Source organism: Streptomyces sp. PR69 (assembly GCF_026420845.1).
GTDB lineage: Bacteria > Actinomycetota > Actinomycetes > Streptomycetales > Streptomycetaceae > Streptomyces.
On record NZ_JAOWCB010000017.1, the window covers coordinates 25,945 to 43,117 of the forward strand.

Here is a 17,173-nt window from a genome sequence, read left to right on the forward strand (position 1 = left end):
AGCGGATGTGATCGCGTGTCAGCTGTCGAAGCCGAGGCCCAGGCGGTCCATGGCCTTGAGCCATAGATTCCGCCGGCCGCCGTGCGCATCCGCCCGCGCCAGCGACCACTTGGTGAGACCGATGCCCGCCCAGGCGATCGGCTCGGGCGGGAACGGCAGCGGCTTGGTGCGCACCATCTCCAGCTCGGTGCGTTCGGTGCGCTCCCCCGCCAGCAGGTCGAGCATCACCTCCGCGCCGAAGCGGCTCGCGCCCACCCCGAGCCCCGTATAGCCGGCGGCGTAGGCCACCTTGCCGCCGTGCGCGGTGCCGAAGAAGGCGGAGAAGCGGGAGCAGGTGTCGATCGCCCCGCCCCAGGCATGGCTGAAGCGGACGCCCTCAAGCTGCGGGAAGCAGTCGAAGAACTGCCCCGCGAGCTTCAGATAGGTCTCGGGCCGGTGATCCATCTCGGCGGTCACCCGGCCGCCGTAGGGATAGACGGCGTCATAGCCGCCCCACAGGATGCGGCAGTCGGCGGTGATGCGGAAGTAGTGGAACTGGTTGGCGCTGTCGCCGAGGCCCTGGCGGTTCTTCCAGCCCACCGCCGCCAGCTGCTCCTCGGTGAGCGGCTCTGTCATGAGCGCGTAGTCGTAGACCGGGACGGTGTACGCCCTCACCCTCTTGACCAGCGAGGGGAAGACGTTGGTGCCGAGCGCCACCCGGCGGGCGAAGACCCGGCCGTACGGGGTGCGCACCCCCATCCGGCTGCCGTTCGAGGACAGCTTCAGCCCGGGGGTGTTCTCGTAGATCCGGACGCCCAGCTCCTCGCAGGCGCGCTTGAGACCCCAGGCCAGCCTGGCCGGATGCAGCATGGCGACCCCGCGCCGGTCCCACAGCCCGCCGAGGAAGGTCGGGGAGTCGACCTCGGCGCGCATCCGGTCGCGGTCCAGCAGCTCGTAGCCGTCCAGACCGAGGCGGGTGACCTGCTCGTATGTCTCGCGCAGCTCGTCGAGCTGGTAGGGCTCGACAGCCACGTCGATCTCGCCGGTGCGTTCGAAGTCGCAGTCGATGGAGTACGCGGCGACCGCCGCCTCGATGGCGTCGAGGTTGCGGGCGCCGAGCTGCTCCAGGACAGCCAGTTCGTCCGGCCAGCGGGCGAGGCCGTTGGCGAAGCCGTGGGTGAGGGAGGCGGCGCAGAAGCCGCCGTTGCGGCCCGAGGCGGCCCAGCCCGCCTCATGGCTCTCGATCAGGACGACGTCCCGTTCCGGGTCGCGTTCCTTGGCGAGCAGCGCGGTCCACAGTCCGCTGTAGCCGCCGCCGATGACCAGCAGGTCGCAGTGTTCGTCCCCGGTGAGGGCCGGCAGGGCGCCGGGCTTCGCGGGGTCGTCCAGCCAGAAGGGGACGGGCTGGGCGTCGGAGAGTGATCGTGCAGCGAGACGCATGGCAGCTGGGGCCATGGTTTCCAACTCCTTCGGAGTGTGCTCAGGGTTGTTGCGCCGCGGTGCGCTGTCGCCGGCTGCTGATCAGCTGGCCCGCGACCACGACCAGGACGGCCACGGCGAACATCGCCGTGCCGATGACATTGATCTGTACGGGCGTGCCGCGCTGTGCCGATCCCCAGACGAACATCGGGAAGGTCACGGTGGAGCCCGCGTTGAAGTTGGTGATGATGAAGTCGTCGAAGGAGAGCGCGAAGGCGAGCATCGCGCCGGCCGCGATGCCGGGCGCGGCGATCGGCAGGGTGACGCGCAGGAAGGTCTGCACCGGGCCCGCGTACAGATCCCGGGCGGCCTCCTCCAGACGTGGGTCCATGGACATGACCCGCGCCTTGACGGCGACGACGACGAAGCTGAGGCAGAACATGATGTGGGCGATCAGGACGGTGTAGAAGCCGAGCTGCGCGCCCATGTTGAGGAAGAGGGTGAGCAGCGAGGCGGCCATCACCACCTCGGGCATCGCCATCGGCAGGAAGATCAGCGAGTTGATCGCGCCGCGCGCCCGGAAGCGGTAGCGGACCAGCGCGAAGGCGATGAGGGTGCCCAGCGCCGTGGCGGCGAGCGTGGCCCAGCCGGCGATCTGGAGGGAGAGGGAGAGCGAGCCGCACATGTCGGCGACGCCGCAGGGGTCCTTCCAGGCGTCGAGGGAGAACTCCTGCCAGGCGTAGTTGAACCGGCCGCGCGGCTTGTTGAAGGAGAACACCAGCACGACGATGTTCGGCACGATCAGATAGGCCAGGGTGAGCAGTCCCGCGACGACGACGAGATTGCGCCTGAGCCACTTCAGCGGTGCGGCCATCAGAGCAGGTCCTCCGTTCCCGACCGGCGGATGTAGACGGTGACCATGAGCAGCACGATCGCCATGAGGATGAAGGAGAGCGCGGCGGCGGTCGGATAGTCGAGGACTCTGAGGAACTGCGACTGGATGACGTTGCCGACCATCTTGGTGTCGGTGGAGCCAAGGAGTTCGGCGTTGACGTAGTCGCCGCTCGCCGGGATGAAGGTGAGCAGGGTGCCGGAGACGACGCCCGGCATGGACAGCGGGAAGGTCACTTTGCGGAAAGTGGTGACCGGGGAGGCGTACAGATCCCGGGCGGCCTCGTGCAGCCTGCCGTCGATGCGCTCCAGCGAGGTGTAGAGCGGCAGGATCATAAAGGGCAGGAAGTTGTACGTCAGACCGGTGACGACGGCCATGGGCGTGGCGAGGACGCGGTTGCCCTCGGTCCAGCCGAGCCAGTTGGTGACGTCCAGGACGTACAGGGCGTCGAGCGCGCCGACGACCGCTCCGCCGTCGGCGAGGATCGTCTTCCAGGCCAGGGTGCGGATGAGGAAGCTGGTGAAGAAGGGCGCGATGACGAGCACGAGCAGCAGATTGCGCCAGCGTCCCGCTTTGAAGGCGATCAGATACGCCAGCGGATAGCCGAGCAGCAGACACAGCACGGTGGCGGTGCCCGCGTACAGCAGAGAGCGGATGAACTGCGGGTAGTACTCCTGGAGCGCCTCCCAGTACGTCGGGAAGTGCCAGGTGACCTCGAAGCCCTCTTCCAGGGAGCCGGTCTGGACGGAGGTGGATGCCTGGTAGACCAGCGGCAGGGCGAAGAAGACCAGCAGCCACAGAATGCCGGGGAGCAGCAGCAGATACGGGACGAGCCGGCGGCGCGTAGGGACGGTGCGCCGGACGGGCTGCTCGGGGGTCTGCGGCCGGGGTGCGGGCGGCGGGGCCTCGGTGAGGGTGGAGGTGCTCATGTGGCGTCCTCCACCTTTTCGGTGCCGGCGGTGCGGTCCTGGGCGGCGTCCAGGCCGAAGGTGTGGTCGGGGTTCCAGTGCAGGACGACGTCTGCGCCGGGGACGAATCCGTCGCGGTGCTCGGTGTTCTGGACGTACACCTCCAGTCCCCGGCCGGCCGGGGAGTCGATGACGTACTGGGTGGAGACGCCGATGAAGGATGAGGCGGCGATCCGGCCGGTGACGGCATTGCGGCCGCCGGGGACGGACTCGGCGTCCTCGGGGAGCGCGAGGGAGATCTTCTCCGGGCGGACGCCGACGAGCAGCTTGCCGCCGCCCGCGGTCGGGTCGGCCGAGCAGCGTCCGGCGGGCAGCCGCAGCTTGCCGCCGCCCGCGGTGACGACGATCTCCCCGTCGGCGCCCGTGCCGCCGGATTCGACGACCTCGGCCTCGATGAGGTTGGAGGTGCCGAGGAAGTTGGCGACGAAGGTGGAGCGGGGGTGCTCATAGAGCTCGGCGGGCGCGCCGAGCTGTTCCACCCGGCCGGCGTTCATCACCGCGACCGTGTCGGCCATGGTCATGGCCTCCTCCTGGTCATGGGTGACATGGATGAAGGTGATGCCGACCTCGGTCTGGATGCGCTTGAGTTCCAGCTGCATCTGGCGGCGCAGCTTGAGGTCGAGGGCGCCGAGCGGCTCGTCGAGGAGCAGCACCTGCGGATGGTTGATCAGGGCGCGGGCGACGGCGACGCGCTGCTGCTGGCCGCCGGAGAGCTGGTGCGGCTTGCGGTGTGCGTAGTCGCCGAGCTGCACCAGGTCGAGCATCTCGCCGACCTGCTTCTTCACGGACTTTATGCCGCGTCTGCGCAGCCCGAAGGCGACGTTCTCGTAGATGTCGAGATGCGGGAAGAGCGCGTACGACTGGAAGACGGTGTTGACGGGGCGCTTGTACGGGGGGAGTTCGGTGACGTCGCGGTCGCCGAGGAACACTGTTCCCGTCGTGGGGTCCTCCAGTCCGGCGATCATCCGCAGGGTGGTGGTCTTGCCGCAGCCGGATGCGCCGAGGAGGGCGAAGAAGGAGCCCTGAGGCACGGTCAGATCGAGGGGCTGGACGGCGGTGAAGGAGCCGTACGTCTTGCTGATCCCAAAGAGGCGGACGTCGCCGCCGTCGGACTTCTGTGTCATGGGTCGCGGTCCCAGTGGTGTCGGGGGCGGGGGGGGAGGGCCGGGGCCTCGCGGGCCGGTCAGGCGCCGATGAGCGTGGCGAACTTCTCCTCGTACGCCGTCTCTTCCTCGGTGGCGAGGGAGCGGAAGGCATGGGACTTCGCGGCCATGGCCTCGTCCGGGAGGATCAGGGTGTTGGACGCCAGCGAGTCGTCGATCTTCGCCAGCTCCTCGCGTACGCCGGCGACGGGGCAGACGTAGTTGATGTACGCGGCGAGCTGGGCGGCGACCGGCGGCTCGTAGTAGTAGTCGATCAGCTTCTCGGCGTTGGTCTTGTGCCGGGCCTGCGCCGGGACCAGGAGGTTGTCGGTGGAGGTCATATAGCCGGCGTCCGGGATGGCGAAGCGGATGTCCGGGTTGTCGACCTGGAGCTGGATCAGATCGCCCGCCCAGGCCAGACAGGCGGCGATATCGCCCTTGTTGAGGTCGGAGGTGTAGTCGTTGCCGGTGAAGCGGCGGATCTGGCGTCGGTCGACGGCCTTCTGGAGGCGGGCGACGGCCGCGCCGAAGTCGTCGTCCGTGACCGTGGCCGGGTCCTTGCCCATGTCGAGGAGGGTCATGCCGACGCTGTCGCGCATCTCGGACAGGAAGGCGACGCGGCCCTTGAGCGCCGGGTCGTCCAGCAGCTGGGAGACCGAGGTGATCTCGCGGCCTCCGGTGGCCTTGGCGTTGTAGGCGATGACGGTGGAGATGCCGGTCCAGGGATAGGTGTAGGCGCGGCCGGGGTCCCAGTCGGGCGTGCGGAACTGCTGACTGAGGTTGGCGTAGGCGTGCGGGAGGTTCGCCGGGTCGAGCTTCTGCGCCCAGCCGAGGCGGATCATCCGGGCGGCGAGCCAGTCGGTGACGCAGATCAGATCGCGGCCGGTGTCCTGGCCCGCGGCGAGCTGCGGCTGGATCTTGCCGAAGAATTCGACGTTGTCGTTGATGTCCTCGGTGTACTTGACCTTGATCCCGGTGCGCTTGGCAAACGCCTCCAGCGAGGGACGGTGCTTCTCGTCGTCGCTGATGTCGATGTACTGGGTCCAGTTGGAGAAGTTGAGCTGCTTCTCCTCGGCCGAGTGGTCGTCGGCCGCGGCCGTGTCGCCCGAGCGTTTCGCGGGCGGGATGCCGCAGGCGCCCAGGGCGGCCAGGCCGCCTGCGGTGAGCGCGCCGACGCCGGAGGCGCGCAGCATCGAGCGGCGGGTGAGGCCGCGTCCTTCGCTGCGGGCGAGACTGCGTCGCATCGCGGCCAGCTGCGCCCGGGACAGGGCGCCGTCCGGCTCCGGCTCGTACTGATCCATGCGCTGTGCCCTTTCGGGATCTGCCCTTGCGGGAGAGGGAGGCCGTGGTCGGCGGCCGGCGGTTGTCTGTCCTACCTGTCCCCGAATACCGTGCGGTGCCAGTCCTTCGCGGCGACCGCGGTGTTATCGAACATCACATGCTTGACCTGCGTGTACTCCTCGAAGGAGTACACCGACATATCCTTGCCGAAGCCTGAGGCCTGATATCCGCCGTGCGGCATCTCGCTGATGATCGGGATGTGGTCGTTGATCCAGACGCAGCCCGCCTTGATCTCGCGGGTGGCGCGGTTGGCACGGAAGACGTCCCGGCTCCAGGCGGAGGCGGCCAGTCCGTAGGGCGTGTCGTTGGCGAGAGCGATGCCCTCGTCGTCGGAGTCGAAGGGCAGGACGACAAGGACCGGGCCGAAGATCTCGGACTGCACGGCCTCGCTGGTCTGCGCGGCTCCGGTGATCAGGGTGGGGCGGTAGTACGCGCCGCTCTTCAGCTCACCCTGCGGAGCTTCCCCGCCGGTGACGACGGTCGCATAGCCGCGGGCGCGTTCGACGAAGCCGGCCACCCGGTCACGCTGGGCATGGGAGACGAGCGGGCCGAGGTCGGTGGCGGGGTCGAAGGGGTCGCCGAGGCGGACGGTCGCCATCAGATCGGCGACGCCGGAGACGAAGGCGTCGTACAGCGGCCGCTGGACGTAGGCGCGGGTGGCGGCGGTGCAGTCCTGACCGGTGTTGATCAGCGCTCCGGCGACCGCGCCGTGGACGGCGGCCTCCAGATCGGCGTCGTCGAACACGACGAAGGGGGCCTTGCCGCCGAGTTCCAGATGGAGGCGCTTGACGGTGGCGACCGCGAGTTCGGCGACACGTCTGCCGACGGCGGTGGAACCGGTGAAGGACGTCATCGCCACATCCGGGTGGCCGACCAGCTGCTCGCCCGCGTCCCGGCCCGCGCCGCTGACGACGTTGACGACGCCTTCCGGGATGCCCGCCTCGGCGGCGGCCTCGGCGAACATCAGGGAGGTGAACGGGGTGATCTCAGCAGGCTTGAGGACGACCGTGTTGCCCGCGGCGATGGCCGGCAGGACCTTCCAGGCGGCCATCTGGAGCGGATAGTTCCAGGGAGCGATGGAGCCGACCACGCCGATCGGCTCCCGCCGTACATACGAGGTGTGGTCGCCGCTGTACTCGCCCGCCGACTGGCCCTGGAGATGGCGGGCGGCCCCCGCGAAAAAGGCGGTGTTGTCGACCGTGCCGGGCACGTCGAACTCGCTCGTCAGCTTGATGGGCTTGCCACACTGCAGGGACTCGGCGCGCGCCAGCTCGTCCGCCTGCCCGGCGAGCACGGAGGCGAAACGGTGCATCGCGTCGGAGCGCTCGCCGGGGGTGGCCCCGGACCAGCCGGGCAGCGCCTCACGCGCGGCGGCCACGGCCGCGTCCACGTCCGCGGGGCCTGCGAGCTCGTAGGTGTGGACTCTCTGCCCGGTGGCCGGATCGACCACATCCTGTGTACGTCCCGAGGTCCCGGGCCTGAGCCGGCCGGCGATGTACTGCGCGCCGTCCGCGAAGCGATCCTGTGCCTGGAAGCGGTTGCCCATCACGCTCTCCGTAGTTCCAGCTCGAATTGAGTGCCGATCCTGACAGAGCGACTGCTGTCTAACAAGCGATTCCGTAGTTGCCTTTTGGTTACGCGACGGAATCGGTCGACCATGTGTCGGGTCGACGGGCCCGTTGGCATACGCACTGTCAGTGGCGGGTGCCAGACTCGCCTGCATGGGGACACACACGGGGACCGAGGCGACCGAAGCGCTGCTCAACCGTCTGAACAGCGGGAAGAGAGTCAAGTATGTCCACTTCTGGGGCCATGCTCCAGGAAAGGACGGCCGCATCGGCGCAAGCTGTCTGAGCCAGTGGTGGCCGTCGCCCTTCGCGGTCGACGGCGTGCGCTACGCCACGGCGGAGCACTGGATGATGGCGGAGAAGGCGAGACTCTTCGCCGACGCGGACGCCGAGCGCCAGGTGCTCCAGGCGACGAGCCCGGGTGCGGCGAAGACCGCGGGACGGCTGGTGCGCGGCTTCGACGAGCAGATATGGGAGCGCGAGCGCTTCGCGATCGTGCGCACCGGCAGCCTGCACAAGTTCCGCCAGCACCCGGACCTGAGGGACTTCCTGCTGGCGACGGGCGACCGCGTGCTGGTCGAGGCGAGCCCGCGGGACCGCGTCTGGGGCATCGGCCTCACGGCTGCCGACGAGCGCGCGCATGACCCCGCGCAGTGGCGGGGGCTGAATCTGCTGGGCTTCGCGCTGATGGAGGCGCGGGACGCACTGCGAGCCGAGGCCCTCCCGTAGGCCCGGGGCTCCGCCGTGGCACGGAGCTAGCCGGTGCGCGGGCCGGGGGACCTTGCCCTGGCCCTATGCCCTGGGGGCGTGGGGGACCCCCACTGCCCGCAACTAGGGGGGCAGGCCCCCAGACCCGCCTACGGCCTTCGGCCGTGTCCTCAATCTCCCCCAGCTACCGCTGGGAGGTGCCCCCAACGGGCTGGATTTTCCAGCCTCGCCGGCGCTTGAGGCGCGGAGGCTGCACGCTCAGACTCGCCGGCGCTTGAGGCGCGGGGGTCCGGGGGCGGAGTCCCCGGGAAACGGGGTCTGGGGCTTCAGCCCCAGGTTCGGGAAGGGAAAGGGCACCCGCCTAGCGGGCCGCCCCCTCGTCGACGACCAGCACATTCGAGTAGCTGTCGTAGTCGTAGTCGTACTCGTCGCCCTTGTTCCGCTCCTCATTGATCGCCGTCGTGATCCCCCACGCCAGCAACCCGATCATCACCGCCCCCAGCAGCATGCCGATGGAGCCGAGGATGATGCCCGCCAGGGCCATGCCGCCGTTGGTGGCCTCGCCGCGCTGGGCCTTCTTGCGGCCGAGGATGCCGAAGATCAGCGCGAGGACGCCCAGGATCAGGCCGACGATTCCGTACAGGCAGAACAGGCAGACGGAGAGGATGCCGAGCACCATCGCGGTGACGCCCATGCCGTTGGAGGGCGAGGGCTGCCAGCCGGGCTGGCCGTAGCTCTGGTAGGCGGTCGCCGCCGGGTACGCGGGGTAGGCGCCCGAGCCATACGGGGTGCTCGCGGTCCCGGCCGCGGGGTAGCCGTAGGCGCCGGCCGCCGGGCCGCCGGGGGCCGTGGGCGGCGGGGGCACAGCGCCGGCGTCGGGCGAGGCGGCCGGCATCGCGGCGACCGTCGGCTGGTCATGCACCGGCGCGGGCTGCGGCGCGTCCCCGGACTTGCCAAGCGGCACACCGCCCTGCGCGCCACCCGGCGCGGCCGCACCGGGCGCTCCGTACTGCGGCGGAGCCCATGGATCGCTGTCGCGCGGCTCTGGCCCGCTCGTCCCGCGGCCGTCCTGATTGTCAGACATTCCTCTCCCCCATCGGTGGTCCGGCCATGCTACGGCGTGGGTTCCGCGCCTGGCCGGGCGGCCTACGATGATCCGTGACAGCCAGCCGGACCCGCGCCGATCCACAGCTCCCGGAGGACCTCGATGCCCGATCTGCGCCCCTTCATCGCGGGGCTGCCCAAGGCCGAACTGCATGTGCACCACATCGGCTCCGCCTCGCCCCGCATCGTCGCGGAACTGGCCGCACGGCACCCGGACTCCAAGGTTCCCGCCGACCCCTCGGCGCTCGCCGACTACTTCACCTTCACCGACTTCGCGCACTTCATCGAGGTCTATCTCTCGGTCGTCGATCTGATCCGCACCCCCGAGGATGTGCGGCTGCTCACCTTCGAGGTGGCCCGCGACATGGCGCGGCAGAACATCCGCTATGCCGAGCTGACCGTCACGCCCTTCAGCTCGACCCGCCGCGGCATCGACGAGAAGGCGTTCATGGCGGCGATCGAGGATGCCCGCAAGGCGGCCGAGGACGAGCTCGGGGTGGTCCTGCGCTGGTGCTTCGACATCCCCGGCGAGGCCGGTCTCGAGGCTGCGGAGGAGACGGCCCGGCTGGCGGTCGATCTGCGCCCTGAGGGGCTGGTGTCCTTCGGTCTCGGCGGGCCGGAGATCGGTGTGCCGCGGCCGCAGTTCAAGCCGTACTTCGACCGCGCCATCGACGCCGGTCTGCACTCCGTGCCGCACGCGGGAGAGACGACCGGGCCGCAGACGGTGTGGGACGCCCTCACCGAGCTGCGTGCCGAACGCATCGGCCATGGCACAAGCTCCGTCCGGGACCCCGAGCTGCTCGCCCATCTCGCCGAGCACCGGATCCCCCTGGAGGTCTGCCCCACCTCCAACATCGCCACGCGCGCCGTCGCGGACCTGGACCGGCATCCGATCCGGGAGATGGTCGCGGCGGGTGTGCCGGTGACGGTCAACAGCGATGACCCTCCCATGTTCGGCACCGACCTCAACACCGAGTACGCGGTGGCCGCCCGGCTGCTGGAGCTGGACGAGCGGGGCGTGGCCGGCCTGGCGAAGAACGCGGTGGAGGCGTCGTTCCTTGACCCGGCGGGCAAGGAGCGGATCGCCGCGGAGATCGACGCCTACACGGCCGCGTGGCTGGCCCGCTGAAACCGGCCGCCCCGTGCGCCCCGTGCGGCAGCAGCCGGTCCTGATGCGCCCCGTCGCCGCCGTGGCCCATCGCGGAGATCCGTACCGCGTCCGGGAGAACACGCTCGGCTCGCTGCGCTCGGCGATCGACTGCGGCGCGGACGCGGTCGAGATCGACGTCCGGCTGACCCTGGACGAGACGCCCGTGCTGCTGCACGACGCCTCGCTGAAGCGGCTGTGGGGCCATGACCGGCCACTTGACCGGCTTGCCCTGGCGCAGCTGAAGGAGCTGACGCTGGGCGGGGTGCCGACGCTGCACGAGGCGCTGCTCGCCACGGGCGCACACCGGCTGATGATCGATCTGCCGGGCGCGTCGGAGCGGTCGGTACGGACGATCGTGGGCGTGGTGCGCGAGTGCGGCGCGGCGGAGCGCGTGTACTACAGCGCGGGCGCCGCGACGATGCTCGCGGTCCGCGCCGCCGACCCCTCCGCCGAACTCGCCCTGACCTGGACGACCTTGGCCCCGCCCCGCCCCGTGCTGCTGGCCGCGGTGCGCCCGCGCTGGCTCAACTACCGCTTCGGCCTGGTCAGCGGGGAGCTGGTGGACCGGGTCCACCGCGACGGCGCCCTGGTCTCGGCCTGGACCGCGGACACCCGGCGCACGATGCGACGGCTGCTCGCCCATGGAGTGGACTCCATCACCACCAACCGGGTGGACGTCCTCGGCCGCGTACTGGACTCACACCGCTGATGACGGCGGCGTCCGGCCGAGGCACGGTCCTGCGGGGCGGCACTACAGGCCCACGATCGCGTTCCAGCGTTTGGCGAACCGGGTGCGCTCCCCCGCCGTGATGTCGCGGGCGATCGCGAGCCGTGCCCGCATCGCGGCGTCCGGGAAGATCAGCGGGTCTTCGGCGAGTGCGGCGGTCTCCTCGTCGCCGGAGTCGGCGAGGACATCGCGGGCGGCGGGGACGGGGCACACATAGTTGACCCAGCTCGCCAGTTCGGCGGCGACCGCGGGGTCGTAGTAGTGGTCGACCAGCGCCTCGGCGTTGCGTTTGCGGCGGGCGAGGTTGGGGATCATCAGGGACTCCGACCAGAGCTCCGCGCCCTCCTCGGGCACGACGAACTCGATGTCGGGGTTGTCGGCCTGGAGCTGGATGACGTCTCCGGAGTACGCCTGGCAGGCGAGCACATCGCCGGTGGAGAGGTCCTTGATGTAGTCGTTGCCGGTGAAGCGGCGGATATGGCCGCGCCGGACAAGCTTGTCGACCTGTTCGCAGATGAGGTCGAAGTCGTCCTCTCCCCAGCGGGTGATGTCGACGCCGTTGCCCTGCATCAGCAGGGCGAAGGCCTCATCGAGCCCGGACAGCAGGGTGACCTTGCCGCGCAGATCGCCGGCCCAGAGTTCGCCGGTCTGCCGGATCTCCCGGCCGAGCAGCCGCCGGTTGTAGGCGATGCCGGTGATGCCGGACTGCCAGGGAACGCTGAAGCGCCGCCCTTCGTCGAAGGCGGGCGAACGCAGCTGTGGGTCGAGGTGCTCGGCCACGTTGGGCTGGGCGGAGCGGTCCATCTCCTGGACCCAGCCGAGGCGTACGAAGCGGGCGGCCATCCAGTCGCTGATGACGATCAGATCGCGGTCCGTCTCCTGACGGTTGATCAGCGCCGGGCTGATCTTCCCGAAGAACTCGTCGTTGTCGTTGATCTCCTCGGTGTAGCGGACGGAGATCCCGGTGCGCCGGGTGAAGGCTTCGAGCGTGGGGCGACGGGACTCGTCCTCGTCGTCGGTGTCGATGTAGAGCGGCCAGTTGGCGAAGTCCACGCTGCGGTCGCTGTCGGAGACGTCGCGCCGTGCGCGCTCGCCGGCCGGCACGTACGCGGCGGGGACTCCGCAGCCGGAGAGTGCGCCGCACGCGGCGATCAGCGTGCCGCCGGCGCCGAGGGAACGCAGCAGGGACCGTCGGGATATGGGGTGGTTCCGAGTCGCTGGCACCCGGGAAGGATGGCCGCGGCCGGGGATGCGGGGCAATGGACGGTACGTCCATCCCTGCGGCGGGGCCCCGACACCCTGTCGATCATCAGGGCCGCCATGGCGGCGGCTGCCCGGACATCACCGTCCACGCCTGGCGACGGCCGCGCACCCTGCCGCCGGGCCAGGCCGCCCGGCCGCGGAGCGGCGTGCAGCGCACCCCGCCGCCCTGCATGCCGCCCCGGACGCGGGGCGGCGTGCAGAGCGGCGCGCCAGGGGAGAGGTCTCCGGGAGGGGCGCCAGACCGCCGCCGCGGTGGTCACGGCGCGGGCGGGCCCGGTGTGCCTCCCGGGGCCGGACCCGACGCCGCGCCCGGGCCGGGCGGGCTCTGCGCGCCACCCGGTGTCGGGCCCGGCGCCGTACCGGGCCCGGAGGCGGCCGGGCCGGAAGACCCTGGGCCGGCGGGCCCCGGCTCGGGGGTGCCGGGCCCGGCGGGCAGGTGTCCCGCGGTCTTCTCACGGGACTGGAGGATCATCAGCACCCCGGCCGCGATCACCCAGACGCCCAGCAGCAGCGGCGTCAGCCAGGCCGTGAACGGGCCGACCAGGCAGATGACGGCCACCGCGAACGCGGACCAGCCCAGCCACTGCGGCGCGGCGTGCGCCGCCGTCGCCACCCGCCAGACGGCGAAGAGCATGACGGCCGCGGCGACCATGGCCGCGACCATGCCCGCGTACTGCACCTCCAGCAGCAGGATCGCGATCAGCGCGGTCTGCGGGGCGACCGGGAAGACGTCTGCGTGGTCGACGGTGATGGCGTAGACATTGCCGGCGATCACCGCGACGAGCAGCAGCACCGTGAACGCCACACCGCCCAGCAGCACTTGGTGGGAGCGGTTCCCGGCCAGCCGGGCGAGGGCGACGAGGAAGAACAGGAAGAGCAGGCCCGCCAGCAGCGTCATCAGCGCCGTCGCCTCCGCGAGATGGCGGTTGCCGTCGTCGGCGTAGAAGGCGACCACGTCGCGGATCGCGCCGCGGCCCTCGATGTCCGGGGTGCGGTACCACAGCGCCTGGACCGCGATCAGCAGGCCGCCGGCCACCACACCCGCGATCCCGGGCCAGATGTCCTTGTGCGAGGTGACTTCCACGCTCTGCGACGCCGTCATCGTGGCCTCCCGCGCGAGCATCCCCGAGCCAGCCGTACGTACGCATGTACGTCCCCGAGCCGTACTGTCAGCTTAGGCAGCCTGACGCAGATGCGCGCCCCGGACGCCCGCCGGGCGGCGGGTGTCCGGGGCGCGCTCCCGGTCAGGGGCGTGGTGCTATGCGTTGAGCGAGGTCATCACATGCTTGACGCGGGTGTAGTCGTCGAAGCCGTACGCCGACAGGTCCTTGCCGTAGCCGGACTTCTTGAAGCCGCCGTGCGGCATCTCCGCCACCAGCGGGATGTGGGTGTTGATCCAGACGCAGCCGAAGTCCAGCGCCTTGGACAGCCGCATGGCGCGTGCGTGGTCCTTGGTCCACACCGAGGACGCCAGCGCGTACTCCACGCCGTTGGCCCACTCGATCGCCTGGGCCTCGTCACGGAAGGACTGCACGGTGATGACCGGGCCGAAGACCTCGCGCTGGACGATCTCGTCGTCCTGCTTGAGGCCGGAGACGACGGTGGGCGCGTAGAAGTAGCCCTTGTCGCCGACCCGGTGGCCGCCCGCCTCGACCTTGGCGTGCGCCGGGAGCCGGTCGATGAAGCCGGTGACCTGCTCCAGCTGGTTGGCGTTGTTCAGCGGGCCGTACAGCACGTCCGCGTCGTCCGGGCCGCCCGTCTTGGTGTCCGCGGCGGCCTTGGCCAGCGCCTGGACGAACTCGTCGTGGATCGACTCGTGCACCAGCACACGGGTCGCGGCGGTGCAGTCCTGGCCTGCGTTGAAGTAGCCGGCGACGCAGATGTCCTCGACGGCCTTGGCGATGTCCGTGTCCTCGAACACGACGACGGGCGCCTTGCCGCCCAGCTCCAGGTGGACCCGCTTGACGTCCTTGGCCGCGGAGGCGGCGACCTGCATGCCGGCGCGCACCGAGCCGGTGATGGAGGCCATGGCGGGCGTGGAGTGCTCGACCATCATGCGGCCGGTCTCCCGGTCTCCGCAGAGGACGTTGAAGACGCCCTTGGGGAGGATGGAGCCGATGATCTCGGCGATCAGGACGGTCGAGGCCGGTGTGGTGTCCGAGGGCTTGAGGACGACCGTGTTGCCCGCGGCCAGCGCCGGGGCGAACTTCCACACGGCCATCATCATCGGGTAGTTCCACGGCGCGACCTGGGCGCAGACGCCGACCGGCTCACGGCGGATCATGGAGGTGAAGCCCTCCATGTACTCGCCGGACGCCCGGCCCTCCAGCATGCGCGCCGCGCCCGCGAAGAAGCGGATCTGGTCCACCATCATCGGGAACTCTTCGGTCCGGGTGAGCTCGACGGGCTTGCCGGTGTTCTCGCACTCGGCGGCGATCAGGTCCTCGGCGCGCTCCTCGAAGGCGTCCGCGATCTTCAGCAGGGCCTTCTGGCGCTCGGCGGGGATGGCGTCGCGCCAGGCGGGGAAGGCGGCCGCGGCCGCCGCCATGGCGGCGTCGACGTCGGCCTCCCTGGAGAGCGGCGATGTCGCGTAGGCCTCACCCGTCGCCGGGTTGATCACCTCGATGGTCCCCCCGTCGGCGGCGTCCTTGAACTCCCCGTTGATGTAGTTGCGCAGACGACGCAGCTCGGTGGTCACTGTTGCCACCCCTCCTGTCAGATGTCCGATGGGTGAGTTGCCCACATGCTGGAATGCCTGAGGCCACCCTAGCTCCAGCGGTGACGCTTTCGACAGGGTCAACCCTCGCCAACTTCGGATTCAGTGAGTTCCAAGCCTAAAAACTACGCTTTCCATCGCTGAGGGCTTGCGCGACAGACGAGACGCGTGCACAGTGAAGTGGTGGCCAGCCGTAGTGCAGACTCCAGGAACCCCAGCGGCGGCGGATCGGGGTCGTCGCCGACGATCGACGCCGTCTCGCTCGCGATCATCGAACAGCTTCAGGAGGACGGACGGCGTCCGTACGCCGCGATAGGCAAGGCCGTCGGCCTCTCCGAAGCGGCCGTGCGGCAGCGCGTCCAGAAGCTGCTCGACCAGGGCGTGATGCAGATCGTCGCCGTCACCGACCCGCTCACCGTGGGTCTGCGGCGTCAGGCGATGGTCGGCATCACCGTCGAGGGCGATGTCGACCCGGTGGCTGACGCGGTGACGGCCATGGCCGAGTGCGAGTACGTGGTGCTGACCGCGGGCTCGTTCGATCTGATGGTGGAGATCGTCTGCGAGGACGACGACCACCTGCTCGAAGTGATCAACAAGCGGATTCGTGCGCTCCCCGGCGTGCGCTCCACAGAGAGCTTCGTCTACCTCAAGCTCAAGAAGCAGACCTATATGTGGGGAACCCGATAGCCGTGAGCAAGGACCTCTCCCAGACCGCCTACGACCACCTGTGGATGCACTTCACCCGCATGTCGTCGTACGAGAACGCCCCCGTCCCCACCATCGTGCGCGGCGAGGGCGCCTACATCTACGACGACAAGGGCAAGCGCTACCTCGACGGGCTCGCCGGCCTCTTCGTCGTCAACGCCGGTCACGGCCGCGCCGAGCTCGCCGAGACCGCCTTCAAGCAGGCCCAGGAGCTCGCCTTCTTCCCGGTGTGGTCCTATGCCCACCCCAAGGCCGTCGAACTGGCCGAGCGGCTCGCCGGCTACGCCCCGGGCGATCTCAACAAGGTCTTCTTCACCACCGGCGGCGGCGAGGCGGTGGAGACCGCCTGGAAGCTGGCCAAGCAGTACTTCAAGCTCAAGGGCAAGCCGACCAAGTACAAGGTCATCTCGCGCGCCGTCGCCTACCACGGCACCCCGCAGGGCGCCCTGTCCATCACCGGCCTGCCGGGGCTGAAGGCCCCCTTCGAGCCGCTGGTGCCCGGCGCGCACAAGGTGCCGAACACCAATATCTACCGCGCCCCGATCTACGGCGACGACCCGGAGGCCTTCGGCCGCTGGGCCGCCGACCAGATCGAGCAGCAGATCCTCTTCGAGGGCCCCGACACCGTCGCCGCGGTCTTCCTGGAGCCGGTGCAGAACGCCGGCGGCTGCTTCCCGCCGCCGCCCGGGTACTTCCAGCGGGTCCGCGAGATCTGCGACCAGTACGACGTACTGCTCGTCTCCGACGAGGTCATCTGCGCCTTCGGCCGCCTCGGCACGATCTTCGCCTGTGACAAGTTCGGCTACGTCCCGGACATGATCACCTGTGCCAAGGGCATGACTTCGGGCTACTCCCCGATCGGCGCATGCATCGTCTCCGACCGCATCGCCGAGCCGTTCTACCAGGGCGACAACACCTTCCTGCACGGCTACACCTTCGGCGGCCACCCGGTCTCCGCCGCCGTCGGCCTCGCCAACCTCGACATCTTCGAGCGGGAGAACCTCAACCAGCACGTCCTGGACAACGAGAGCGCGTTCCTGTCCACGCTGCAGAAGCTGCACGACCTGCCGATCGTCGGCGACGTCCGCGGAAACGGCTACTTCTACGGCATCGAGCTGGTGAAAGACAAGGCCTCCAAGGAGACCTTCACCGACGAGGAGACGGAGCGCGTCCTGTACGGCTTCCTCTCCAAGGCCCTGTACGACAACGGCCTGTACTGCCGGGCCGACGACCGCGGCGACCCGGTCATCCAGCTGGCGCCGCCGCTGATCGCGGACCAGTCGACGTTCGACGAGATCGAGCAGATCCTGCGCACGGTGCTCACCCAGGCCTGGGCCAAGCTCTGAGCCCCTGACCCCGGCCCGACGCACCCGGCCCCTGGCGCCCCGGCCCGGTTGCCGCCATCCGAGTGAGATGGACGGCGACCGGGCCGCGTGCTTCGCGCACCCCCCGTACTGACTCCCTAGCGTGCCGAGTGACCGATCGGCCCTG

Annotated in this window: 15 protein-coding genes; 5 read left to right on the forward strand and 10 right to left on the reverse strand. The window is 70.0% G+C overall.

The genetic code is table 11. The features are described 5' to 3' along the window. Positions 1 to 18: 18 nt before the first annotated feature. From OF819_RS17885 to OF819_RS17910, 6 genes are all read right to left on the reverse strand, one after another. On the reverse strand, positions 19 to 1,434 hold the full coding sequence (locus OF819_RS17885; RefSeq protein ID WP_267244573.1) for an NAD(P)/FAD-dependent oxidoreductase: 1,416 nt from the start codon (positions 1,432 to 1,434) through the stop codon (positions 19 to 21). A gap of 25 nt (positions 1,435 to 1,459) precedes the next feature. Beyond that, positions 1,460 to 2,272: an ABC transporter permease gene (locus OF819_RS17890; protein WP_267244574.1), complete on the reverse strand. Its 813-nt coding sequence runs from the start codon at positions 2,270 to 2,272 to the stop codon at positions 1,460 to 1,462. Continuing rightward, the gene (locus OF819_RS17895; RefSeq protein ID WP_267244575.1) at positions 2,272 to 3,219 is read right to left on the reverse strand and encodes an ABC transporter permease; all 948 of its coding nucleotides are present in this window, start codon (positions 3,217 to 3,219) and stop codon (positions 2,272 to 2,274) included. The genes OF819_RS17890 and OF819_RS17895 overlap by 1 nt, the downstream gene beginning before the upstream one ends. Then, positions 3,216 to 4,382, reverse strand: a complete 1,167-nt coding sequence (locus OF819_RS17900) for an ABC transporter ATP-binding protein (RefSeq protein ID WP_267244576.1) — start codon at positions 4,380 to 4,382, stop codon at positions 3,216 to 3,218. Before OF819_RS17900 ends, OF819_RS17895 begins: the two co-directional genes overlap by 4 nt. Before the next feature lie 59 nt (positions 4,383 to 4,441). Beyond that, positions 4,442 to 5,701, reverse strand: coding sequence for a polyamine ABC transporter substrate-binding protein (locus OF819_RS17905; RefSeq protein WP_267244577.1), 1,260 nt, complete (start codon positions 5,699 to 5,701; stop codon positions 4,442 to 4,444). Between the two features lie 71 nt (positions 5,702 to 5,772). After that, positions 5,773 to 7,287: a gamma-aminobutyraldehyde dehydrogenase gene (locus OF819_RS17910; RefSeq protein ID WP_267244578.1), complete on the reverse strand. Its 1,515-nt coding sequence runs from the start codon at positions 7,285 to 7,287 to the stop codon at positions 5,773 to 5,775. A 175-nt stretch (positions 7,288 to 7,462) separates the two neighbouring features. Here OF819_RS17910 and OF819_RS17915 point away from each other — a divergent pair, with 175 nt between their 5' ends. After that, a complete protein-coding gene (locus OF819_RS17915; protein ID WP_267244579.1) occupies positions 7,463 to 8,038 on the forward strand; it encodes an NADAR family protein in 576 nt (191 codons plus the stop codon). A gap of 340 nt (positions 8,039 to 8,378) precedes the next feature. Here OF819_RS17915 and OF819_RS17920 read toward each other — a convergent pair whose 3' ends face one another. Beyond that, positions 8,379 to 9,101: a DUF4190 domain-containing protein gene (locus OF819_RS17920; RefSeq protein WP_267244580.1), complete on the reverse strand. Its 723-nt coding sequence runs from the start codon at positions 9,099 to 9,101 to the stop codon at positions 8,379 to 8,381. A gap of 123 nt (positions 9,102 to 9,224) precedes the next feature. On the opposite strand from OF819_RS17920, the gene OF819_RS17925 reads away from it, so the two are divergent. Further along, positions 9,225 to 10,250: an adenosine deaminase gene (locus tag OF819_RS17925; protein WP_267244581.1), complete on the forward strand. Its 1,026-nt coding sequence runs from the start codon at positions 9,225 to 9,227 to the stop codon at positions 10,248 to 10,250. A 43-nt stretch (positions 10,251 to 10,293) separates the two neighbouring features. Further along, positions 10,294 to 10,980, forward strand: a complete 687-nt coding sequence (locus OF819_RS17930; protein WP_267244646.1) for a glycerophosphodiester phosphodiesterase — start codon at positions 10,294 to 10,296, stop codon at positions 10,978 to 10,980. Between the two features lie 42 nt (positions 10,981 to 11,022). Here the strand turns inward: OF819_RS17930 and OF819_RS17935 are convergent, their stop codons facing one another. From OF819_RS17935 to OF819_RS17945, 3 genes are all read right to left on the reverse strand, one after another. Then, entirely contained in the window at positions 11,023 to 12,198 is a 1,176-nt protein-coding gene (locus OF819_RS17935; protein WP_267244647.1) for an ABC transporter substrate-binding protein, read from the reverse strand. Positions 12,199 to 12,517: 319 nt separating this feature from the next. Then, the gene (locus OF819_RS17940; protein ID WP_267244582.1) at positions 12,518 to 13,363 is read right to left on the reverse strand and encodes a hypothetical protein; all 846 of its coding nucleotides are present in this window, start codon (positions 13,361 to 13,363) and stop codon (positions 12,518 to 12,520) included. Between the two features lie 156 nt (positions 13,364 to 13,519). Further along, positions 13,520 to 14,959 carry a gamma-aminobutyraldehyde dehydrogenase gene (locus OF819_RS17945; protein ID WP_267244648.1) on the reverse strand — a complete coding sequence of 480 codons (1,440 nt, stop codon included), beginning with the start codon at positions 14,957 to 14,959 and terminating at the stop codon, positions 13,520 to 13,522. Positions 14,960 to 15,160: 201 nt separating this feature from the next. Between OF819_RS17945 and OF819_RS17950 the strand changes: the two genes are divergently transcribed. Both OF819_RS17950 and OF819_RS17955 read left to right on the forward strand, forming a co-directional pair. Further along, positions 15,161 to 15,664: an Lrp/AsnC family transcriptional regulator gene (locus OF819_RS17950; protein WP_267244583.1), complete on the forward strand. Its 504-nt coding sequence runs from the start codon at positions 15,161 to 15,163 to the stop codon at positions 15,662 to 15,664. Continuing rightward, the gene (locus OF819_RS17955) at positions 15,649 to 17,028 is read left to right on the forward strand and encodes an aspartate aminotransferase family protein (protein WP_267244584.1); all 1,380 of its coding nucleotides are present in this window, start codon (positions 15,649 to 15,651) and stop codon (positions 17,026 to 17,028) included. The genes OF819_RS17950 and OF819_RS17955 overlap by 16 nt, the downstream gene beginning before the upstream one ends. Positions 17,029 to 17,173: the final 145 nt, after the last annotated feature.